Origin of the sequence: Pseudomonas sp. GM55 (assembly GCF_000282395.1) — a bacterium.
GTDB lineage: Bacteria > Pseudomonadota > Gammaproteobacteria > Pseudomonadales > Pseudomonadaceae > Aquipseudomonas > Aquipseudomonas fluorescens_CC.
Window position 1 is genome coordinate 95,018 of the sequence record NZ_AKJJ01000032.1, and the last position, 22,285, is coordinate 117,302.

Sequence of the window (22,285 nt, forward strand, 5' to 3'; positions counted from 1 at the left end):
TTTCTACAAGCGAGGAGGATCGCCATGGGCGTGACCAATCGGTTGGCCTGTTACTCCGACCCCGCCGACCACTATTCCCACCGAGTGCGCATCGTACTGGCAGAGAAGGGTGTCAGCGCCGAGATCATTTACGTGGAAGCTGGACGCCAGCCACCTAAACTGATTGAAGTGAACCCTTACGGCAGCTTGCCCACTCTGGTCGATCGCGACCTGGCGTTGTGGGAGTCGACTGTGGTGATGGAATATCTGGATGAGCGTTACCCGCACCCGCCGCTACTGCCGGTTTATCCTGTGGCGCGTGCCAACAGTCGCCTGCTGATGCACCGCATTCAGCGAGACTGGTGTGGTCTGGTGGATCTGATTCTGGATTCGCGGACCAAGGAGGCGGCCCGTGCCGTGGCCCGCAAAGAGTTGCGCGAAAGCCTGACGGGTGTGTCGCCACTATTCGCCGACAAACCGTTTTTCCTCAGTGAGGAACAAAGTCTGGTGGATTGCTGCCTACTGCCAATACTCTGGCGATTGCCGATTCTGGGTATAGAACTGCCGCGGCCGGCCAAGCCGCTGCTTGATTATATGGAGCGCCAGTTTGCGCGTGAGGCTTTCCAGGCGAGTCTGTCTGGTGTCGAACGCGACATGCGCTAAGGCTTAAGGAGCCGCTATGAACTCCAGTCGACCTTATCTGGTCCGCGCGCTCTATGAGTGGATTGTGGACAACGATTGCACCCCGCACATGCTGGTCAATTCCGAGTACCCGTCGGTACAGGTTCCACAGGGGTTTGCCAGTGACGGGCAGATCGTCCTGAACGTGTCGCCACAAGCCGTGCGTCACTTGCACATGGATAACGAGGCGGTCAGTTTCGAGGGGCGCTTTGGTGGCGTGCCGCACACACTGTATGTGCCAATCGCTTCGATCCTGGGAATCTACGCCCGGGAGAATGGTCAGGGCATGGTGTTTGATCTGGAATCGCCGATGGGCGAGGATGACGAGATCGAACCAGATGACGATCTTCCGCCACCCGACAGTGAGCCGCCGCGTCCAAGCGGTCGCCCCAGTCTGAAAGTGGTCAAGTAATAAAAAAGGCGATCCGCAAGGATCGCCTTTTTTATTACTGTGTAGGAGCCGGCTTGCCGGCGAAGGCGATCATAAGAGCGCCTTTGCCCTGTAGGAGCCCGGCTTGCCGGCGAAGGCGATACCACTGACGCCTTCGCCGGCAAGCCGGCTCCTACGGGAGGTGGTGTCAGTCGATGTACTCGAACAATTTCACAATCTTCTGCACACCGGAAACCCCTTGCACCAGGTTGGTCGCCTGCGCGGCTTCCTGCTTGGTCAGCAGGCCCAGCATGTAGACGATACCGTTTTCAGTGACGACCTTGATGCGCGAACCAGGGATGTTCGCATCGGCGAGCATCTGGGTCTTGATCTTGGTGGTCAGCCAGGTGTCGTTCTGACGCGCCAGCAACGAGGAGGGTGGCAGGATTTGCAGTTCGTTGTGCACCTGCTTCACGCGCTGGACTGCGGCAGCGGCCTGTTCGGCCTTGGCCTTGAGGTCTGCGCGTGGCGTTTGCCCGGCAAGCAGCACGACACCGTTGAAGCTGGTGACGACGATGTGCGAATCCTTGTCCAGGGCCGGGTCGGCCTTGGCGACGTTCACGCCAACCTTGGTGTCGATCAGGGAGTCGTCGATCTTGCTGCCCAGTGTGCGGGTACCGCGGTCATCTTCAATCGGTGCTTCACGGCTGGCCGTCACGACCGAGGTGCAGCCACTGATGCCGAGGTACAGGATCAAGGCCAACAGGCCAAGGCGATTAGGGGTCATTCTTCACTCCCGAACAATTGGCTGTCGATCAAATCGCAAAGGCAATGGATCGCCAGCAGGTGGACTTCTTGAATACGAGCGGTGACGTTGGCCGGTACGCGAATCTCGACGTCCTCGGGCAACAGCAGCGACGCCATGCCGCCGCCATCACGACCCGTTAATGCTACGACAATCATTTCGCGATCATGTGCGGCCTGGATCGCTTGAATTATGTTGGCCGAGTTGCCGCTGGTGGAGATAGCCAGCAGCACATCGCCCGGTTGGCCGAGTGCGCGGATCTGCTTGGAGAAGATCTCGTTGTAGCTGTAGTCGTTGGCGATCGAGGTGATCGTCGAGCTGTCGGTCGTCAGGGCGATGGCCGGCAGGCTCGGGCGCTCGCGCTCAAAGCGATTGAGCAGCTCGGACGAGAAGTGCTGGGCGTCGCCCGCAGAGCCGCCGTTGCCACAGGAAAGCATTTTGCCTTCGTTGAGCAGGGCGTTGACCATGACCTGGCTGGCTTGCTCGATGTGCGGTGCAAGTACTTCCATCGCCTGTTGCTTGGTGTCGATACTGGCCTGAAAAAGCTGGCGAATTCGGGATTGCATGTCCATCTGTGTGACCTTAAGTAGCGCGGCTGTTCGGCACGTGAATGTGCAGCCCGCAAAGCAAAGAGCAAAAGTGTTGGGTGATAGTGTCCGGTTCGCAATGCCGGCGATCAGCCGTCGAAGGCATTCTGTAGCCAGTTCAACTGATCGAGATTGCTGTCGATGGCAATCACGTCGAAGCGGCAAGGGGAATTGGCCCAGCGCGACTCGCACTGAAGAAAATACTGCGCGGCGAAAATCAGTTTTTGCCGTTTGCGCCCATCGATGCTATCGAGCGCGCCACCCCATTGAGTGTTTTTTCTGTAGCGGACTTCAACGAATACTACTGTATCGCCATCTAGCATGACCAGATCAAGCTCGCCGCGTTTACACAACCAGTTCTGCGCCAGCAGGCGCAGACCCTGTTGTTGAAGATGCTCGAGCGCATGGCGCTCGGCATCCTTACCGCTTTGCTGGCGTGACCTGTCAGGCATCAGCGAGCGGTGTCCGGCAGGCGCTGGACCTGGCCATTGGCGAACTGCGCCCATGGCAGCTGGCGTACGACACGCTGGCTCTGAGTCATGCCAAGGCTGCCCGATTCACCGTCGATTCGGCTGTCCGGCAGAGACTTGAGCTGGCCAAGGCGTGGCGCCAGTCGATAGGCGTCCACACCCATGGCATACAGACGCCCCAGGCTGCCGGCGGCTTGTGGCCACTGGGCGGTGACCTGGCGGCGCAGTGGATCGTTGGCGTCCAGCAACCATGGCGTCTCGCAGAAGCGGATGCCATTCATGTCGTTGTACTGGTTGATGTCACCGCTGGCACTGAACACGTGGGAGGTGGCGTAGACCGGAACATCGCCTGCGTACTGGAAGTTCAGGGTCGGTTTGATCTGCTGGGCCTGTTGCGGTGTGGCGGCCAGGAAGATGAACTCGATGTCCTGGCGGCGCGATGGCTGGGCCGCTACTTGTGAGCCAACAGTGCTTTGCAGGCTCTTGGCGCGACCTTCGCTTTGGCGCAGCTGGAACATGTCGGCAATCTGCTGGGCCAGCTGGACCGGTTGATCGACGCGTTCGGTGGCGACGATGGTGCCACCATTGGCTTGCCAATCCTGGCTGAATGCCTTGAGCACGCGGTCGCCCCATTCGCCTTTCGGCACCATGATGGCGGCGCGATGCAGGCCGTCGGCGCGAGCGCGGCGCGACACTTCGCGGGCTTCGTCTTCAGCGGCAAGACCGAACTGGAACAGCTGTGCCGGGCCTTGATCGCCTTCGCTGTAGTTCAGCGCCAGCGTGGTGATCGGCAATTGCGGGCGAGTGCTCAGCTGTTTGACCAGCGGCTTCTCCAGCGGCCCGACAACCAGTTGCACGCCATCGGCCTGGGCCTTGCGGTAGAACTCGTCCATGGAGGTCAGGTGCGAGCTGTCATAAAACTCGATGGCGGGTGGCTTCTGCCCGGCCTGTTGTGCCTGATAGTGAGCGGCCATGAAACCGTCGCGCAGTGCTTTGCCAACCGAGGCCAACTGGCCGTCCTGAGGCAGCAGCAGGGCGATCTTGTTCAGGGGCTGGCTGGCCAGCTCCTTGAGTTGGGTCAGAGGCTGCGGCAATTGAATGGCTGCCGGATGTTTCGGATTCTTCGCGCGCCAGTTATCGATGGCGGCCTGTTGCTGCTCCAGGGTGCCGGCGGATTTCACGGCCAGCGCCAGGGCCATCCAGCCGCCGAGATCGTCGGTGGTGTTCGGCTGCAACTGATCGGTCGGCAGCGAAGCGATCAGGGTCCAGATGGCTTCGTGGTTTTTGCTCGCGGCTTCACCTTTCAGCATCGGGGCAATGAAAATGCGCTCGCGAGCGGCGGCGAGTGTCTGGCCATCAGCTTCAAGGGCGCGGGCGTGAACGGTGCCGGTGCGCACCTGTTGCTCTACAGGCAGTTCGCTCAAGCGCTGCAGGCTCGGATGGCTCAAGGCTGTAAGCGCTGCCTTGGGCTGATTGCGGGTCATGGCCAGTTCAGCCGCCAGAGTGCTGGCGAAAATCTGTTGGCCCGGCTTGAGCTGCTCGATCGGAACCTGTTGCAGGATTTGCGCGGACTGGCCGGCATTGCCCTGGTGATAGGCCAGGTCGGCAGCGCTCAGGCGCAGCAGGGCGGCATCTTCCGGTGATTTGCTTTGGGCAGCCTTCGCAAGCAGTTGCTCGATACTGGCGTCCGGTGTCCGTGGAAGTTCGCCAAGGCTGGAGGAGGGCGAGCTGGCGCAAGCTGCCAGCAAGGCAGCGAGGCAGAGGGCAGATAACAGCCGCAGGCAAGCGATCATGTAAGCGTTCCTGATACTCGATCAAATTAGCGTGGAATTGTACCCAAGCACTGGCCGGGGCGCGATGTTAGTGGCGTGAATCGATCAATTTAGCTGGTGTAAATGTTGCGCCAGTGCACAAACGGTCGGCGATACCACGTTTGCTTGCACGTATCGTGAGTCTCGCTACGCGCTACAATGCCGGCTTTTACCGATCATGAGGTGTGCGCTTTGACTGCTCCAGGTGCTTTGAATTCCGCTGCTGGCTCGCTTTATGTGGTGGCGACGCCCATCGGCAACCTGGATGACATCAGTGCGCGGGCGCTGAAGATTCTGCGTGAAGTGGCCTTGATCGCCGCGGAAGACACCCGCCATTCCCAGCGCTTGATGCAACACTTCGGCATTTCGACGCCATTGGCAGCCTGCCATGAACATAACGAGCGGGATGAGGGTAGTCGCTTTATCACTCGCCTGCTCGCTGGTGACAACGTGGCGTTGATCTCCGACGCCGGCACGCCGCTGATTTCCGATCCGGGTTATCACCTGGTGCGGCAGGCCCGGGCCGCGGGTATCGATGTGGTGCCGGTTCCGGGGGCCTGCGCGTTGATTGCAGCGTTGTCGGCGGCGGGGCTGCCTTCCGATCGATTCATTTTCGAGGGTTTTCTGCCAGCCAAGGCTGTGGGGCGGCGAGCACGTCTGGAGCAGGTAAAGGAAGAGCCCCGCACATTGATCTTCTATGAGGCTCCGCATCGCATTCTGGAATGCCTGCAAGACATGGAGCTGGTGTTCGGCCCCGAGCGCCCAGCGCTACTTGCCCGTGAGTTGACCAAGACGTTTGAAACGCTCAAGGGGCTGCCGCTGGCTGAGCTGCGCGAGTTTGTCGAGTCGGACAGCAATCAGCAGCGCGGCGAGTGCGTGGTGTTGGTAGCGGGTTGGTCTGCCCCCGAGGAAGAGGGCGCCGTCAGCAGTGAGGCGATGCGCATCCTCAACCTGTTGCTCGAAGAAATGCCGCTCAAGCGTGCGGCGGCTTTGGCGGCGCAAATCACCGGCGAGCGAAAGAATGTGCTGTACCAGATCGCCCTGGATAAACAGAAAGGCGAGTAAAACCCGACGTGCAGGCGTGCTCAAGGGCGCTTGGCCCTTGTTCTTCGGGCGCTCTGCCGGTAACCTTCGCGGCGGAGAGTCGATCGGACAGTCGCTGCCCTCTATGAAAATTAGGGGGGGGAGGAAAGTCCGGGCTCCATAGGGCGAAGTGCCAGGTAATGCCTGGGAGGCGTGAGCCTACGGAAAGTGCCACAGAAAATAACCGCCTAAGCGCTTCGGCGCCGGTAAGGGTGAAAAGGTGCGGTAAGAGCGCACCGCACGTCTGGTAACAGTTCGTGGCTAGGTAAACCCCACTTGGAGCAAGACCAAATAGGGTCCCAAGGCGTGGCCCGCGCTGGGACCGGGTAGGTTGCTAAAGGTGTCCAGTGATGGCCATCGTAGACGAATGACTGTTCAAGACAGAACCCGGCTTACAGATCGACTCTCCACCTTTTTTCTCCTCTGCTTAAATCATTGGGCAGAGTGTTGGTGATAGCCATTTCCCTTCGTGCACAAGCGTCGGGAGAAGCGGTTTTGTGACATCGATTAGCCCGCGCTTGTAGTGATCGCATAAACTCCACGCAGCGCCGGTTTTCTTCGTTGCACGGTCGTCAGCAGGAGCGGTTTTGTGATATCGATTAGCCCGCGCTTGTAGTGATCGCATAAACTCCACGCAGCGCCGGTTTCCCTCCTTACACAATCGTCAGCAGAACCACTTTTGTAATACCAAAAAAATCTTACTCTTAATAAAATACTTTAACTTCCGAATGCAGCCTCCTGCGCTGATTCAAGTTATCGGGCAGTTTCATATGCCGGATTCTCGTTGCCCCTCCGTTAATGCTCCTAAATCTCAGTTCTGTAAGGGTTTTCCTTTGATCCGCGCCTTGACGGTGTGGTGGGCGCATTCCTATAGTGTGCGCAAGTGGCGGAAAGTGGCATGAAGTGGGTTTTTTGAACTCAAAACGCTAAAATTTGGAGAAACGCTGACGTGTTTCGCGGAGCCAACGCTATCAGTCTCGATGCAAAGGGCCGTCTCGCCATGCCGAGCCGGTACCGTGACGAGCTCGATTCGCGTAGTTCCGGTCAATTGATCGTAACAATTGATGCCGTTGATCCTTGTTTGTGTGTTTACCCCCTCGATGAGTGGGAAATTATTGAAACCAAACTGCGCGCACTGCCTTCGCTTCGCGAAGAGAACCGCCGCCTGCAACGTTTACTGATTGGTAACGCCGTCGACCTCGAACTCGATGGCAGTGGTCGTTTTCTGGTTCCGCCGCGTCTTCGTGAATATGCCAAGTTGGATAAGCGCGCGATGTTGGTAGGCCAACTGAACAAGTTCCAATTGTGGGACGAGGATGCCTGGAACGCGGTTTCTGCCGCTGACCTGGCTGCTATTCAACAACCGGGCGCTATGCCTGATGAACTGCGTGATTTGATCCTGTGACTATTGATAGCGGCTTTAACCACATCACCGTACTGCTTGACGAAGCCGTCGAGGCTCTCGCCGTACGTCCTGATGGCTGCTATCTGGACGGCACGTTCGGACGCGGCGGGCACAGCCGGTTGATCCTCAGCCAGCTCGGCCCCGATGGCCGGTTGCTCGGATTCGATAAAGATCCACAAGCGATTGCCACCGGGCAGACGCTAGCGGCCGAAGACGGCCGCTTTGTCGTTGTGCAGCGCAGCTTTGCCGAACTCGGTTCGGAAGTCGCCGAGCGCGGCTTGGCCGGCAAGGTCAGCGGCGTTCTGCTGGATCTTGGCGTGTCCTCACCACAGCTCGACGACCCTGAGCGCGGTTTCAGTTTCCTCAACGACGGTCCGCTGGACATGCGCATGGATCCGTCCCGTGGCATCAGCGCTGCCGAATTCGTCAACACCGCACCCGTGGAAGAAATCGCCCGTGTGTTCAAGGAATACGGCGAAGAGCGTTTCTCCGGTCGCATGGCCCGTGCCGTGGTCGAACGCCGCGACATCAAGCCATTCGAGCGCACCGGTGACCTGGCGGAAGTCCTGAAGGTCGCCAACCCGGCGTGGGAAAAGGGCAAGAACCCGGCAACCCGTGCGTTCCAGGGATTGCGTATTCACGTCAACAACGAATTGGGCGATCTGGAGACCGGTCTCGAAGCCGCGCTGGAATGCCTGGAAGTGGGCGGTCGCCTGGTGGTGATCAGCTTCCATTCGCTGGAAGACCGCATCGTCAAACTGTTCATGCGCAAGCTGGTGAAAGGCGAAGCCGACAACCTGCCGCGCAACCTGCCGGTTCGACACGTCGCTTTCGAACCGAAAATCAAAGTCCATGGCAAAGCGCAGACGGCCTCCGACGCCGAACTCAAAGCCAACCCACGTTCCCGTAGCGCTGTCATGCGTGTGGCGGAGAAGCTGCGGTGAGCAAGCTTTTCGCCAAGCCATTGCCCGGCGGAAGCTTCTTCATGCTGCTGCTGTTTGTTGCCGTGCTCGTTTCGGCCATCGGAGTGTCTTATAGCGCCCACTGGAATCGCCAGTTGTTGAACACGCTGTACAACGAATTGAGCGTGCGCGACAAGGCGCAAGCCGAGTGGGGCCGGTTGATTCTGGAACAGAGCACCTGGACCGCCCACAGCCGAATCGAAGTGCTGGCCACCGAGCAATTGAAAATGCACATCCCTGGTGCCGCTGACGTGAAGATGGTGGCGCCATGATGAAACTCGAAGGTGCACTCTTTCCCTGGCGGTTTCGCGTGGTCCTGGGTTTGCTCGGCGTCATGGTGGCCGCAATTGCCTGGCGCATCATCGACCTGCAAGTCGTTGACCGTGACTTCCTTAAAGGTCAGGGCGATGCGCGCAGTGTCCGTCATATTCCGATTCCGGCTCACCGTGGTCTGATCACCGACCGTAACGGCGAGCCTTTGGCCGTCAGTACCCCGGTGACCACGCTGTGGGCCAACGCCAAGGAAATGCAGCTGGAAAAAGACAAGTGGCCAGCACTGGCCGCAGCGCTGGGGCAAGATCCCAAGGCCCTGACCGAGCGTCTTGAAGCCCAGGCCAACAAGGAATTCATCTACCTGGTGCGCGGGCTGACGCCGGAGCAGGGGCAGGCCGTGCTCGACCTGAAGGTGCCGGGTGTCTACGGCATCGAAGAGTTCCGGCGCTTTTATCCTGCCGGCGAAGTCACCGCCCATATGGTCGGGTTTACCGACATCGACGATCACGGTCGTGAAGGTGTCGAACTGGCCTATGACGAATGGCTGGCCGGGGTCCCTGGCAAGCGTCAGGTGATCAAGGACCGGCGCGGCCGGCTGATCAAGGATGTCCAGGTCACCAAAAACGCCAAGGCCGGCAAGCCCTTGGCGTTGTCCATTGACCTGCGCCTGCAATACCTGGCCAACCGTGAATTGCGCAACGCGATCATCGAGAACGGCGCCAAGGCCGGCAGCCTGGTGATCATGGACGTGAAGACCGGCGAGATTCTCGCGATGGTCAACCAGCCGACCTACAACCCGAACAACCGTCGCAACCTGCAACCGGCGATGATGCGTAACCGCGCGATGATCGACGTGTTCGAACCCGGTTCGACCATGAAAGCGATCTCGATGAGCGCCGCGATCGAAACCGGCCGCTGGAAGCCGAGCGACACTGTCGAGGTGTATCCGGGCTCGTTGCAGATCGGCAAGTACACCATCAAGGACGTATCCAAGACCGAAGGCCCGGTGCTCGACCTGACCGGCATCCTGATCAACTCCAGTAACGTCGGCATGAGCAAGGTCGCGTTCGACATCGGCGGCGAAACGATTTTCCGTCTGGCGCAGAAAGTCGGCCTCGGCCAGGACACTGGCCTGGGCTTCCCGGGTGAGCGCGTCGGCAACCTGCCGAACTACCGCGAATGGCGCAAGGCAGAAACCGCCACGCTGTCCTACGGCTACGGTATCTCCGTGACCGCGATCCAGTTGGTCCACGCCTTCTCGGCCCTGGCCAACAACGGTCGCCTCGCGCCGCTGACCCTGATCAAGACAGACAAGGCACCGCAAACCACCCAGGTGTTGCCGGAGGCGGTCGCGAAAACCATGCAGGGCATGCTGCAACAAGTGATCGAAGCCCCGCGCGGTGTATTCCGTGCGCAAGTGCCGGCGTATCACGTGGGCGGCAAGTCCGGTACTGCTCGTAAAACATCGGTTGGTACCAAGGGGTACGCCGAGAACTCCTATCGTTCGCTGTTCGCCGGTTTCGGCCCGATGAGCGATCCGCGTTACGCCATCGTGGTCGTAATCGATGAGCCGACCAAGGCCGGTTACTTCGGTGGCCTGGTTTCCGCGCCGGTGTTCAGCCGCGTGATGTCGGGCACCCTGCGCCTGATGAACATTACGCCTGACAACCTGCCACCTACTCAACAAGCGAACGCTACACCGGTCGTTCCGCTGAAAGCCAATGGAGGGCGCGGCTGATGTCTCTGAGCCTGAACAAGATTTTCCCTCACGCCGGCCACGATCTGCTGATTCGCGAGCTAGCCCTGGACAGCCGCAAAGTGCGCGCGGGTGATCTGTTCCTCGCCGTGCCGGGCGGGAAGTTCGATGGGCGTGCGCACATTGCCGACGCCTTGCAACGTGGTGCTGCTGCAGTGGCCTATGAAGTCGAAGGCGCCACGGTCCTGCCGATCACTGAGGTGCCGCTGATTCCGGTCAAGGGGCTCGCGGCCCAGTTGTCGGACATCGCCGGGCGTTTTTATGGCGAGCCAAGCCATCACCTGAACCTGGTGGGCGTGACCGGTACCAACGGCAAGACCAGCGTGACTCAATTGGTCGCCCAGGCACTGGACCTGCTTGGCCAGCACTGCGGCCTGGTCGGCACACTCGGTTGCGGTTTCTACGGCTCGCTGGAAAGCGGCCTGCACACCACGCCGAATCCGATTGCCATGCAAGCGACCCTGGCGGACCTGAAAAAGGCCGGGGCCAAAGCCGTGGCGATGGAAGTTTCTTCCCATGGCCTGGACCAGGGCCGTGTGACGGCATTGGCCTTCGATGTGGCGGTGATGACCAACCTGTCCCGCGATCATCTGGACTACCACGGCACCATGCAGGCTTACGGCGAGACGAAGGCCAAGCTGTTTGCGTGGAATGATTTGAAATGCCGCGTGGTCAACCTCGACGACGAGTTTGGTCGGCAATTGGCGGCTGATGAGGGCGAGTCGCGGCTGATCACTTACAGCCTGGAAGACTCACGCGCTTACCTGTATTGCCGCGAAGCACAGTTCAATGACGAAGGCGTGCGCGCCACGCTGGTCACGCCACAGGGCGAGCATCTCTTGCGTAGCGCTTTGCTCGGTCGCTTCAACCTGAGCAATGTCCTGGCTGCGGTCGGCGCGTTGCTCGGTCTGGATTACGCACTGGACGAAATCCTCAAGGTGCTGCCGATGCTCGAAGGCCCGGCCGGTCGCATGCAGCGTCTGGGTGGTGGTTCGCAGCCGTTGGTGGTGGTCGATTACGCCCACACCCCGGATGCCCTGGAAAAAGTGCTGCTGGCTCTGCGCCCACACGCCAAAGGTCGGTTGCTGTGCCTGTTCGGCTGTGGTGGCGACCGCGACCGCGGCAAGCGTCCGTTGATGGCCGAAGTGGTCGAGCGTCTGGCCGATGGCGTGCTGGTCACCGATGACAATCCGCGTACGGAAGACCCCTCGGTGATTTTCGATGATATCCGCGCCGGTTTCACGGCTGTGGATAAGGTGGAGTTCGTTGCCGGTCGTGGTCAGGCGATTGCCCGGTTGATTGCCAGTGCCTCGGTGGATGACGTGATTGTCCTGGCCGGCAAAGGTCACGAGGACTATCAGGAAATCAACGGCGAGCGTCATGCCTTTTCCGATCTGGTCGAGGCTGATCATGCCTTGACCGCGTGGGAGGTGGCCCATGTTTGAGGCCTTGAAACTGAGCGAACTGACCGGTGCGCTGAATGCTCGCCTGGTGTCCACCGATGCCAGCTTCGACGGCGTCAGCATCGACAGCCGCGCGATCAAGCCGGGCCAACTGTTCATAGCCCTGGCCGGTCCGCGTTTTGACGGTCATGACTACCTGAATGAAGTCGCCGCCAAAGGCGCGGTCGCCGCGTTGGTCGAGCGCGAAGTCGCCGATAGCACCTTGCCGCAATTGCTGGTCAAGGACACTCGCCAGGCCCTCGGCCAGTTGGGCGCGCTGAATCGTGCGGCGTTCACCAAACCTGTCGCAGCCGTCACCGGTTCCAGCGGCAAGACCACGGTCAAGGAAATGCTCGCGAGCATCCTGCGTACCCGCGGTTCGGTACTGGCAACCCGTGGCAACCTGAACAACGACCTCGGTGTGCCGCTGACCCTGCTCGAACTCGCCCCGGAACACGACGCGGCGGTGATCGAGTTGGGCGCATCGCGTCTGGGTGAAATCGCATACACCGTGGGGCTGACCAAGCCACACGTGGCGATCCTCAACAATGCAGGGACCGCCCATGTAGGCGAGTTCGGCGGGCCGGAGAAAATCGTCGAGGCCAAGGGCGAAATCATCGAAGGGCTGGCGGCCGATGGCGTTGCCGTGCTCAACCTCGATGACAAGGCGTTTGGCATCTGGAAAGCCCGCGCAGGCGCCCGCAAGGTGCTGACGTTTGCCTTGAGCAACACTCAGGCGGATTTCCACGCCAGTGACCTCGCCACCGATGCTCGTGGTTGCCCGGCGTTCAATCTGCACAGCCCTGAAGGTGTGGAGCGCGTTCAACTGAACCTGCTCGGCACCCATAACGTCGCCAATGCCATGGCCGCCGCCGCTGCCGCCCATGCCTTGGGTGTGTCGCTGTTTGGCATCGCCACCGGTCTTGGCGCGGTGCAACCGGTCAAGGGCCGGACCGTCGCGCAACTGGCCACCAATGGCATGCGCGTAATCGATGACACTTACAACGCCAACCCCACCTCCATGTGCGCTGCCGTTGATATACTGGCCGGCTTTTCCGGTCGCACCGTCCTGGTGCTCGGGGATATCGGCGAGTTGGGCGAATGGGCGGAGCAGGGGCACCGCGACGTGGGCGCGTACGCCCGTGGCAAGGTTTCTGCGCTGTACGCCGTCGGGCCAATGATGGCTCACGCCGTGAACGCATTCGGTCCACAGGCTTTTCACTTCAGCACGCAGGCTGAACTGATCAAGGCCCTGGGTGCCGAGCAAGACACAAACACCACCATTTTGATCAAGGGGTCGCGCAGCGCTGCGATGGAAAACGTCGTCGCCGCCTTGTGCGGGTCCAGTCTGGAGAAACATTAATGCTGCTGCTGCTAGCGGAGTATCTGCAACAGTTCTACAAAGGCTTCGCGGTCTTCCAGTACCTGACCCTGCGCGGGATCCTCGGTGTGCTGACCGCGCTGGTCTTGTCGCTGTGCTACGGCCCGTGGATGATCCGCACCCTGCAGAACCGTCAGATCGGCCAATCGGTGCGTAACGACGGTCCGCAATCGCACCTGTCCAAGTCGGGCACACCGACCATGGGTGGCGCGTTGATTCTGTCGTCCATCGGCGTCAGCACCTTGCTCTGGGCTGACCTGACCAACCGTTACGTCTGGGTCGTGTTGCTGGTGACCCTGCTGTTCGGCGCCATCGGCTGGGTCGACGACTACCGCAAGGTCATCGAGAAGAACTCCCGTGGCCTGCCGAGCCGCTGGAAGTATTTCTGGCAGTCGGTGTTCGGCCTCGGCGCAGCGATCTTCCTTTATATGACCGCAGCCACTCCAGTGGAAACCACGCTGATCCTGCCGATGCTCAAGGACTACAGCATTCCGCTGGGCGCAGGCTTCATCGTCCTGACCTATTTCGTGATTGTCGGTTCGAGCAACGCGGTCAACCTGACCGACGGCCTCGACGGCCTGGCGATCATGCCGACGGTGATGGTGGGCGGCGGCCTGGGCATTTTCTGCTACCTGTCGGGTAACGTGAAATTCGCTGAATACCTGCTGATTCCTTACGTACCGGGCGCGGGTGAGCTGATTGTGTTCTGCGGCGCGTTGATCGGAGCGGGCCTGGGCTTCCTCTGGTTCAACACCTATCCGGCACAAGTCTTCATGGGTGACGTCGGCGCACTGGCGCTGGGCGCGGCCCTGGGCACCATCGCGGTGATCGTCCGTCAGGAAATCGTCCTGTTCATCATGGGCGGCGTGTTCGTGATGGAAACCCTGTCAGTGGTCATTCAGGTTGCCTCTTTTAAACTGACCGGTCGCCGCGTATTCCGCATGGCGCCCATTCACCACCACTTTGAACTCAAGGGCTGGCCCGAGCCGCGCGTGATCGTCCGTTTCTGGATCATCACCGTGATTCTCGTGCTGATCGGCCTTGCCACCCTGAAGCTGAGGTAGAAATACGTGTCTCTGATCGCTTCTGACCACTTCCGCATCGTTGTCGGCCTCGGCAAGAGCGGCATGTCCCTGGTTCGCTTCCTGGCGAACCGGGGCGTGGCGTTTGCAGTGGCCGATACGCGGGAAAACCCACCGGAACTGGCCACGCTCAAGCGTGACTATCCGCATGTGGAAGTGCGTTGTGGCGAGTTGGACGTCGAGTTCCTGTGCCGTGCCGACGAGCTCTACGTGAGCCCCGGCCTGGCCTTGGCGACCCCGGCCCTGCAGGCCGCAGCCGCCCGTGGCGTGAAACTGTCCGGTGACATCGAGCTGTTCGCGCGTAACGCGAAGGCGCCGATCGTGGCCATCAGCGGCTCCAACGCGAAAAGCACCGTCACCACCCTGGTCGGCGAGATGGCGGCTGCCGCCGGCAAGCGCGTCGCGGTGGGCGGTAACCTCGGCACCCCGGCGCTGGATCTGCTCAGTGACGACGTCGAGCTGTACGTGATGGAACTGTCGAGTTTCCAGCTGGAAACCACCGACCAGCTCAACGCTGAAGTGGCGACCGTGCTCAATATCAGCGAAGACCACATGGATCGCTACAGCGGTCTGCCGGCCTATCACCTGGCCAAGCACCGGATCTTCCGTGGCGCGAAACAGTTCGTGGTCAATCGTCAGGATGCGCTGACCCGTCCGCTGATCGGCGAGGGCCAGCCGTGCTGGACCTTCGGCCTGACCAAGCCGGATTTCAAGGCGTTCGGCATCCGTGAAGAAGATGGCGAGAAATACCTGGCCTTCGAATTCCAGAACCTGATGCCGGTGCGCGAGTTGAAGATTCGCGGCGCCCACAACCAGTCCAACGCCCTCGCGGCCCTGGCACTGGGTCATGCCGTCGGTCTGCCGTTCGATGCCATGCTGTCGAGCCTGCGCACCTTCGCCGGCCTGGAGCATCGCTGCCAATGGGTCCGTGACCTCGACGGCGTGGGTTACTACAACGATTCCAAGGCCACCAACGTCGGTGCCGCGCTGGCCGCCATCGAAGGTCTGGGCGCGGACATCGTGGGCAAGGTTGTGCTGATCGCCGGTGGCGACGGCAAGGGTGCGGAATTCAAGGACCTGCGCGATCCGGTGGCGGCCAACTGCCGCGCCGTGGTGCTGATGGGCCGCGACTCCGACAAGATCGGCGAGGCCATCGGCGACGCCGTGCCGCTGATCCGCGCCGGCTCGCTGATCGAAGCGGTCGAGCAATGCCGCGCCGCCGCACAGCCGGGCGACGTGGTGCTGCTGTCGCCAGCCTGCGCCAGTTTCGACATGTTCAAGAACTACGAAGACCGTGGTCACCAGTTCGTCCAAGCCGTGGAGGATCTGGCATGAGCCTGAGAGGCATCATCAAGCCGTACCCGTCGCCGATCATCACCGGGCGCGGTATCGACCTCGATTTCCCGATGCTCGCCGGTTGCCTGACATTGCTCGGCCTGGGGCTGATCATGATTGCCTCTGCATCGACCGAAGTGGCGGCCGTGCAGTCGGGCAGCGCCCTGTACTACATGATTCGCCACCTTATTTACGTGGTGCTGGGCCTGGGTGCCTGCATCGTCACCATGATGATCCCGATTGCCACCTGGCAACGCCTGGGCTGGCTGATGCTGCTGGGGGCGTTCGGTTTGCTGGTGATGGTGATCATTCCGGGGATCGGCCGTGAGGTTAACGGCTCGATGCGCTGGATCGGCTTCAGTTTCTTCAACGTCCAGCCTTCCGAGATCGCCAAGGTGTTCGTGGTGATCTACCTCGCCGGGTATCTGGTGCGTCGCCAGAAAGAAGTGCGGGAAAGCTGGATGGGCTTTTTCAAGCCGTTCATCGTGCTGTTGCCGATGGCGGGCCTGCTGCTGATGGAGCCGGACTTCGGTGCCACCGTCGTGATGATGGGCGCTGCGGCGGCGATGCTGTTCCTTGGCGGCGTCGGGCTGTTCCGTTTTTCCCTGATGGTGGTCCTGGCTGTCGGAGCGGTGGTGCTATTGATTCAAATGCAGCCGTATCGAATGGCGCGTCTGACCAACTTTGCCGATCCGTGGGCGGACCAGTTTGGTGCCGGCTATCAATTGTCCCAGGCATTGATCGCATTCGGTCGTGGCGAATGGCTGGGTGTAGGCCTGGGCAACAGCGTACAGAAACAGTTCTACCTGCCGGAAGCCCACACCGACTTCGTGTTCTCGGTCCTGGCCGAAGAACTGGGCGCGGTGGGTTCGTTGTGCACCGTGGCACTGTTCGTCTTCGTGTGTATCCGTGGCATGTACATCGGTTTGTGGGCCGAGAAGGCCAAGCAGTTCTTTGCTGCTTATGTCGCTTACGGTTTGTCCTTCCTGTGGATAGGTCAATTCCTGATCAACATCGGCGTGAACGTGGGCTTGCTGCCGACCAAGGGGCTGACCCTGCCGTTCCTAAGCTATGGCGGCAGTTCGTTGGTTATTTGCTGTGCCTGTCTCGGCTTGTTGCTGCGCATCGAGTGGGAAAGTCGAACCCACCTGGGCAGTGAGGAGATGGAGTTCCATGAGAGTGACTTCGCCGAGGAGCCGCACCATGGGCGCTAACGTGATGATCATGGCCGGCGGCACCGGTGGCCACGTGTTCCCGGCGCTGGCCTGTGCCCGCGAATTCCAGGCGCGCGGCTATACCGTGCACTGGCTCGGCACGCCGCGTGGCATCGAGAACGATCTGGTGCCTGCCGCCGGTATCGAGTTGCACCGGATCAATGCCAGCGGTCTGCGCGGCAAGGGCAAGCTGTCGCTGCTCAAGGCACCGTTCATGTTGTTCAAGTCGGTCTGGCAGGCGCGGGCGATCATTCGCCGTCTGCAACCGGTCTGCGTCGTGGGCTTTGGTGGTTTTGTGACCGGCCCTGGTGGTGTCGCGGCCAAACTGGCCGGTGTGCCGGTGATCGTTCACGAGCAGAACGCCGTGGCCGGTACCGCCAATCGGTTGCTGGTGCCGTTGGCCGCCCGAGTCTGTGAAGCGTTCCCCGACACCTTTACCCTGTCGGACAGCCGCCGGACCACCGGTAATCCGGTGCGCACCGAGCTGTTCCTCGAGATATCGCGACCTGCCCTGGCCGGTCGCAAAGCGCGTTTGCTGATCCTGGGCGGAAGCCTGGGCGCAGAACCGTTGAACAAGTTGCTGCCTGAAGCCCTGTCGCAAGTTGCTGCCGATTTGCGTCCGGAAGTGTTCCATCAGGCCGGCAAAAAACACGATGAAGTGACTGCAGAGCGCTATCGCGCGGCTGGCGTCGAGGCGCAGGTGCAGCCTTTCATCAAAGACATGGCCCAAGCCTACGGCTGGGCCGACCTGGTGGTATGTCGCGCAGGCGCGCTGACCATCAGTGAACTGGCCGCCGCCGGTCTGCCCTCGATGCTGGTGCCTTTGCCTCACGCCATCGACGATCACCAGACCCGCAACGCCGAATATTTGGCCCGTGAAGGCGCAGCCTTCCTGATGCCACAGAGAACGACTGGCGCAGCGGATCTTGCCGCTCGCCTGACAGAGGTCCTGATGCAACCACAACGACTCAACGAAATGGCTACCGCGGCACGCCGCCTCGCCAAACCCGATGCCACCCGTAACGTGGTCGATAGCTGCCTGGAGGTGGCCCATGGTTGAGAGTCAGAAAGCCATGCCACAACCGGAAATGCGCCGTATCCGTCGCATCCACTTCGTCGGCATCGGCGGTGTGGGCATGTGCGGGATTGCCGAAGTGTTGCTGAACCTGGGTTATGCCGTGTCCGGTTCCGACCTGAAGGCCTCGCCGGTGACTGAACGTCTGGAGTCCTTCGGGGCGCAGATCTTCATCGGCCACCGTGCCGAGAACGCCGCTGCCGCCGACGTGCTGGTGGTGTCGAGTGCCGTGAACACGTCCAACCCGGAAGTCGCTACCGCGCTGGAGCGTCGTATTCCGGTGGTGCCACGTGCCGAGATGCTGGCTGAGCTGATGCGTTATCGCCACGGTATTGCCGTTGCCGGTACCCACGGCAAAACCACCACCACCAGCCTGATCGCTTCGGTGTTCGCGGCCGGTGGCCTGGACCCGACGTTCGTGATCGGTGGCCGCCTGAATGCCGCGGGCACCAATGCCCAGCTTGGCACCAGCCGCTACCTGATTGCCGAAGCCGACGAAAGCGATGCCAGCTTCCTGCACTTGCAGCCGCTGGTGGCCGTGGTCACCAACATCGACGCCGATCACATGGCGACCTACGACGGTGACTTCAACAAACTGAAGAAAACCTTCGTCGAATTCCTGCACAACCTGCCGTTCTACGGTCTGGCGGTGGTGTGCCTGGACGATCCGGTGGTGCGTGAAATCCTGCCATTGGTCAAACGCCCGACAGTCACCTATGGCTTCGGCGAAGACTGCGATGTGCGTGCAATCAACGTGCGCCAGCAAGGCATGCAGACCTTCTTCACTGTGCTGCGCCCTGACCGCGAACCGCTGGATGTGTCGGTGAACATGCCGGGCAACCACAACGTACTGAACGCTCTGGCAACCATCTGCATTGCCACCGACGAAGGCGTCAGCGATGAAGCCATCGTCCAGGGCCTGTCCGGGTTCCAGGGTGTCGGCCGACGCTTCCAGGTCTACGGCGAACTGCCGGTGGACGGCGGTAATGTGATGCTGGTCGATGACTACGGTCACCACCCGACGGAAGTCGCGGCCGTGATCAAGGCCGTACGCGGTGGCTGGCCGGAGCGCCGCCTGGTGATGGTCTACCAGCCGCACCGCTACAGCCGCACCCGTGACCTGTACGACGATTTCGTCAATGTGCTGGCCGACGCCAACGTACTGCTGCTGATGGAAGTCTATCCGGCCGGCGAAGAGCCGATTCCGGGCGCTGACAGCCGCAAGCTGTGCAATAGCATCCGTCAGCGTGGCCAGCTCGACCCGATCTACATCGAGCGTGGTGTCGACCTCGCGCCAGTGGTCAAGCCGCTGCTGCGCGCCGGCGACATCCTGCTGTGCCAGGGTGCCGGTGATATCGGCGGTCTCGCACCAAAACTGTTGAAAAGCGAGTTGTTCGCCGGGGCCGTAGCCGCGCCGGAGAAGGGGACGTTGAAATGACTGCTGCCTACGCCAACCTGGTCTCCACGATCGCGCCGAAAGATTTCGGCCGCGTCGCCGTGCTGTTCGGCGGCAAGAGTGCCGAGCGCGAAGTCTCCCTGAAGTCGGGCAACGCTGTACTCGACGCGCTGCAAAGCGCCGGTGTGGACGCGTTCGGCCTCGACGTGGGCGATGACCTGCTGCAGCGTCTGCAGAGCGAAAAGATCGACCGCGCCTTCATCATCCTCCACGGTCGTGGCGGTGAAGACGGCAGCATGCAGGGCCTGCTCGAATGCCTGGGCATTCCGTACACCGGCAGCGGCATCCTGGCCTCGGCCCTGGCCATGGACAAACTGCGCACCAAGCAGGTCTGGCACAGCCTGGGCATTCCGACGCCACGTCACGCGGTACTGAGCAGCGAGGCCGATTGTATTTCGGCGGCGACGGAACTGGGCTTCCCTTTGATCGTCAAACCGGCCCATGAAGGTTCAAGTATCGGGATGGCCAAAGTGAGTTCCGCGTCTGAATTGATCGACGCATGGAAAGCGGCCAGTACCTACGATTCGCAAGTGTTGGTCGAGCAATGGATTCACGGTCCGGAGTTCACCATCGCCACCCTGCGTGACCAGGTGTTGCCACCGATTGCCCTGGGCACGACGCACAGCTTCTACGACTACGACGCCAAGTACATCGCCAACGATACCCAGTACCGCATTCCGTGCGGACTGGACAGCGCCAAGGAACAGGAACTCATGGACCTCACGGCGAAAGCCTGTGAAGCGCTGGGTATCGCCGGTTGGGGCAGGGCAGACGTGATGCAGGACGCCGACGGGCAGTTCTGGTTCCTGGAAGTCAACACCGCACCGGGTATGACCGATCACAGCCTGGTGCCGATGGCGGCCCGTGCCGCCGGTCTGGATTTCCAGCAACTGGTTCTGGCGATTTTAGCCGCAAGCATCGAGCCACGAGGTTAAGACCATGCAAGGCGCTCAGCTCAGACATCAGCCTCCCGCACCCGGCCGCAAGCCGGTGCCACGGGGTGCCAGCCGAATGGTGGCCAAAGAGCCGATGTCCGCGCGCCTGCCGAAAGCCAACTTCGGCTTTCTGAAAAGCCTGTTCTGGCCGGTAGTGCTGGTGGCTTTGGGGTTCGGTACTTACGAAGGCGCGACACGGCTGTTGCCGTATGCCGACCGGCCGATCACCAGGATCAACGTGCAGGGCGACTTGAGTTACATCAGCCAGCAAGCGGTGCAGCAGCGGATCGCCCCGTACGTGGCGTCGAGCTTCTTCACCATCGACCTGGCGAGCATGCGCACGGAGCTGGAAACGATGCCATGGATTGCCCACGCCGAAGTGCGCAGGGTGTGGCCGGATCAAGTGGTGATCCGCCTGGAAGAACAGCTGCCGGTGGCCCGTTGGGGTGACGAGTCGCTGTTGAACAACCAGGGGCAGGCCTTTACGCCGCGTGAGCTGGCGAATTACGAACATCTGCCGCAGCTGTTCGGCCCACAGCGGGCCCAGCAGCAAGTGATGCAGCAATACCAGGTATTGAGCCAGATGCTCAGGCCGCTGGGCTTCTCGATTGCACGCCTGGAACTGCGTGATCGCGGCAGCTGGTTCCTGACCACCGGCCCTGGCAGTGCAGGCCCGGGTATCGAACTGCTGCTGGGACGCGGCAACCAGGTGGAAAAGATGCGCCGCTTCATCGCCATCTATGACAAGACGCTCAAAGAACAGATTACGAACATTGCGCGCATCGATCTGCGCTACGCCAACGGCCTCGCTGTTGGCTGGCGGGAACCTGTAGCGCCTACGACAGCCCAACCCGCTGTCGCGAAGAATTAAGAGAGGCAGGACCCCATGGCAAACGTGCAAAGCGGCAAAATGATCGTCGGTCTCGATATCGGCACCTCCAAGGTGGTGGCGCTGGTGGGCGAGGTCGCGGACGACGGCACGCTGGAAATCGTCGGGATCGGCACCCATCCGTCCCGAGGCCTGAAAAAAGGCGTGGTGGTGAACATCGAGTCCACCGTGCAATCGATCCAGCGCGCCATCGAAGAAGCGCAGCTGATGGCTGGTTGCCGCATTCACTCGGCGTTCGTCGGTGTGGCCGGCAATCACATCCGCAGCCTGAACTCCCACGGCATCGTGGCGATTCGCGATCGCGAAGTCAGCTCGGCGGACCTTGAGCGTGTGCTCGACGCGGCCCAGGCCGTGGCGATTCCGGCTGACCAGCGCGTGCTGCACACCCTGCCGCAGGATTATGTGATCGATAACCAGGAAGGCGTCCGCGAGCCGCTGGGCATGTCCGGCGTGCGTCTGGAGGCCAAGGTCCACGTGGTCACCTGCGCCGTCAACGCCGCACAGAACATTGAAAAATGCGTGCGTCGCTGCGGTCTGGAAATCGACGACATCATTCTCGAACAACTTGCCTCCGCGTATTCGGTGCTGACCGATGACGAGAAAGAGCTGGGCGTGTGCCTGGTGGACATCGGCGGTGGCACCACCGACATCGCGATCTTCACCGAAGGCGCGATCCGTCACACCGCGGTGATCCCGATTGCCGGTGATCAGGTGACCAACGACATCGCCATGGCGTTGCGCACTCCGACCCAGTACGCCGAAGAAATCAAGATTCGCTACGCCTGCGCCCTGGCCAAGCTGGCCGGTGCCGGTGAAACCATCAAGGTGCCAAGCGTTGGCGACCGTCCGCCGCGCGAGCTGTCCCGCCAGGCCCTGGCCGAAGTGGTCGAGCCGCGCTACGACGAACTGTTCACGCTGATCCAGGCCGAACTGCGCCGCAGCGGCTACGAAGACCTGATCCCGGCCGGCATCGTGCTGACCGGCGGTACGTCGAAGATGGAAGGCGCTACCGAACTGGCCGAGGAAATCTTCCACATGCCGGTCCGCCTGGGCGTGCCTCACGGCGTGAAAGGTCTGGATGACGTAGTGCGCAACCCGATCTATTCCACCGGCGTCGGCCTGTTGATGTACGGCCTGCAGAAGCAGTCCGACGGCATCTCGTTCTCGGGCATCGGCAGCCGCGACAGCTACAGCAACGAAGAGCCACAGGCTCCGCTGCTGGACCGCTTGAAGAAGTGGGTCCAGGGCAATTTCTGAAGATTTACCGCTACACCGTTACACCGAAGCACGCAGT

At 61.1% G+C, this 22,285-nt stretch carries 21 protein-coding genes and 1 other RNA gene; 18 read left to right on the top strand and 4 right to left on the bottom strand.

What is annotated here, in order from left to right; genetic code table 11:
- Positions 1–24 precede the first annotated feature (24 nt).
- Entirely contained in the window at positions 25–642 is a 618-nt protein-coding gene (locus PMI31_RS05260) for a glutathione S-transferase N-terminal domain-containing protein (RefSeq protein ID WP_007989864.1), read from the top strand.
- 16 nt (positions 643–658) lie between these two features.
- A complete protein-coding gene (locus PMI31_RS05265; protein WP_007998247.1) occupies positions 659–1,072 on the top strand; it encodes a ClpXP protease specificity-enhancing factor in 414 nt (137 codons plus the stop codon).
- A 166-nt stretch (positions 1,073–1,238) separates the two neighbouring features.
- On the opposite strand, the gene PMI31_RS05270 is transcribed toward PMI31_RS05265, so the two are convergent.
- From PMI31_RS05270 to PMI31_RS05285, 4 genes are all read right to left on the bottom strand, one after another.
- A complete protein-coding gene (locus tag PMI31_RS05270) occupies positions 1,239–1,817 on the bottom strand; it encodes a BON domain-containing protein (protein ID WP_008016689.1) in 579 nt (192 codons plus the stop codon).
- Complete coding sequence (locus tag PMI31_RS05275) at positions 1,814–2,407, bottom strand: phosphoheptose isomerase (protein ID WP_007972584.1); 594 nt, start codon at positions 2,405–2,407, stop codon at positions 1,814–1,816. Before PMI31_RS05275 ends, PMI31_RS05270 begins: the two co-directional genes overlap by 4 nt.
- Before the next feature lie 104 nt (positions 2,408–2,511).
- Positions 2,512–2,874 (bottom strand): YraN family protein, encoded by a 363-nt coding sequence (locus PMI31_RS05280; RefSeq protein ID WP_008016690.1) that lies wholly within the window; start codon positions 2,872–2,874, stop codon positions 2,512–2,514.
- Entirely contained in the window at positions 2,874–4,685 is a 1,812-nt protein-coding gene (locus tag PMI31_RS05285; protein ID WP_008016691.1) for a penicillin-binding protein activator, read from the bottom strand. Before PMI31_RS05285 ends, PMI31_RS05280 begins: the two co-directional genes overlap by 1 nt.
- A gap of 177 nt (positions 4,686–4,862) precedes the next feature.
- Here PMI31_RS05285 and rsmI point away from each other — a divergent pair, with 177 nt between their 5' ends.
- The 16 genes from rsmI (at position 4,863) to ftsA (ending at position 22,248) form a co-directional block, all read left to right on the top strand.
- Positions 4,863–5,768: a 16S rRNA (cytidine(1402)-2'-O)-methyltransferase gene (gene rsmI, locus PMI31_RS05290; RefSeq protein ID WP_177323551.1), complete on the top strand. Its 906-nt coding sequence runs from the start codon at positions 4,863–4,865 to the stop codon at positions 5,766–5,768.
- A gap of 75 nt (positions 5,769–5,843) precedes the next feature.
- Positions 5,844–6,197: RNase P RNA component class A (gene rnpB / locus PMI31_RS29425), an RNA gene on the top strand.
- Positions 6,198–6,735: 538 nt separating this feature from the next.
- The gene (mraZ, locus tag PMI31_RS05295) at positions 6,736–7,191 is read left to right on the top strand and encodes a division/cell wall cluster transcriptional repressor MraZ (protein ID WP_007917012.1); all 456 of its coding nucleotides are present in this window, start codon (positions 6,736–6,738) and stop codon (positions 7,189–7,191) included.
- Positions 7,188–8,135 carry a 16S rRNA (cytosine(1402)-N(4))-methyltransferase RsmH gene (rsmH, locus tag PMI31_RS05300; RefSeq protein ID WP_008016693.1) on the top strand — a complete coding sequence of 316 codons (948 nt, stop codon included), beginning with the start codon at positions 7,188–7,190 and terminating at the stop codon, positions 8,133–8,135. Before mraZ ends, rsmH begins: the two co-directional genes overlap by 4 nt.
- Entirely contained in the window at positions 8,132–8,425 is a 294-nt protein-coding gene (ftsL, locus tag PMI31_RS05305) for a cell division protein FtsL (RefSeq protein WP_008016694.1), read from the top strand. Before rsmH ends, ftsL begins: the two co-directional genes overlap by 4 nt.
- Complete coding sequence (locus tag PMI31_RS05310) at positions 8,425–10,164, top strand: peptidoglycan D,D-transpeptidase FtsI family protein (protein WP_177323553.1); 1,740 nt, start codon at positions 8,425–8,427, stop codon at positions 10,162–10,164. The genes ftsL and PMI31_RS05310 overlap by 1 nt, the downstream gene beginning before the upstream one ends.
- Positions 10,164–11,627 (top strand): UDP-N-acetylmuramoyl-L-alanyl-D-glutamate--2,6-diaminopimelate ligase, encoded by a 1,464-nt coding sequence (locus PMI31_RS05315; protein ID WP_008016696.1) that lies wholly within the window; start codon positions 10,164–10,166, stop codon positions 11,625–11,627. Before PMI31_RS05310 ends, PMI31_RS05315 begins: the two co-directional genes overlap by 1 nt.
- Positions 11,620–12,987 (top strand): UDP-N-acetylmuramoyl-tripeptide--D-alanyl-D-alanine ligase, encoded by a 1,368-nt coding sequence (locus tag PMI31_RS05320; RefSeq protein ID WP_008016697.1) that lies wholly within the window; start codon positions 11,620–11,622, stop codon positions 12,985–12,987. Before PMI31_RS05315 ends, PMI31_RS05320 begins: the two co-directional genes overlap by 8 nt.
- Positions 12,987–14,069: a phospho-N-acetylmuramoyl-pentapeptide-transferase gene (mraY, locus tag PMI31_RS05325; RefSeq protein ID WP_008016698.1), complete on the top strand. Its 1,083-nt coding sequence runs from the start codon at positions 12,987–12,989 to the stop codon at positions 14,067–14,069. The genes PMI31_RS05320 and mraY overlap by 1 nt, the downstream gene beginning before the upstream one ends.
- A 6-nt stretch (positions 14,070–14,075) precedes the next feature.
- A complete protein-coding gene (gene murD / locus PMI31_RS05330) occupies positions 14,076–15,422 on the top strand; it encodes a UDP-N-acetylmuramoyl-L-alanine--D-glutamate ligase (protein ID WP_008016700.1) in 1,347 nt (448 codons plus the stop codon).
- Entirely contained in the window at positions 15,419–16,636 is a 1,218-nt protein-coding gene (gene ftsW, locus PMI31_RS05335) for a putative lipid II flippase FtsW (protein WP_008016702.1), read from the top strand. The genes murD and ftsW overlap by 4 nt, the downstream gene beginning before the upstream one ends.
- Positions 16,626–17,696 (top strand): undecaprenyldiphospho-muramoylpentapeptide beta-N-acetylglucosaminyltransferase, encoded by a 1,071-nt coding sequence (gene murG, locus PMI31_RS05340; RefSeq protein ID WP_008016703.1) that lies wholly within the window; start codon positions 16,626–16,628, stop codon positions 17,694–17,696. The genes ftsW and murG overlap by 11 nt, the downstream gene beginning before the upstream one ends.
- A complete protein-coding gene (gene murC, locus PMI31_RS05345; protein WP_008016705.1) occupies positions 17,689–19,149 on the top strand; it encodes a UDP-N-acetylmuramate--L-alanine ligase in 1,461 nt (486 codons plus the stop codon). Before murG ends, murC begins: the two co-directional genes overlap by 8 nt.
- Positions 19,146–20,102: a D-alanine--D-alanine ligase gene (locus tag PMI31_RS05350; protein ID WP_008016706.1), complete on the top strand. Its 957-nt coding sequence runs from the start codon at positions 19,146–19,148 to the stop codon at positions 20,100–20,102. Before murC ends, PMI31_RS05350 begins: the two co-directional genes overlap by 4 nt.
- 4 nt (positions 20,103–20,106) lie before the next feature.
- On the top strand, positions 20,107–20,973 hold the full coding sequence (locus PMI31_RS05355) for a cell division protein FtsQ/DivIB (RefSeq protein ID WP_008016707.1): 867 nt from the start codon (positions 20,107–20,109) through the stop codon (positions 20,971–20,973).
- A gap of 15 nt (positions 20,974–20,988) precedes the next feature.
- A complete protein-coding gene (ftsA, locus tag PMI31_RS05360; RefSeq protein ID WP_007989901.1) occupies positions 20,989–22,248 on the top strand; it encodes a cell division protein FtsA in 1,260 nt (419 codons plus the stop codon).
- Positions 22,249–22,285 lie beyond the last annotated feature (37 nt).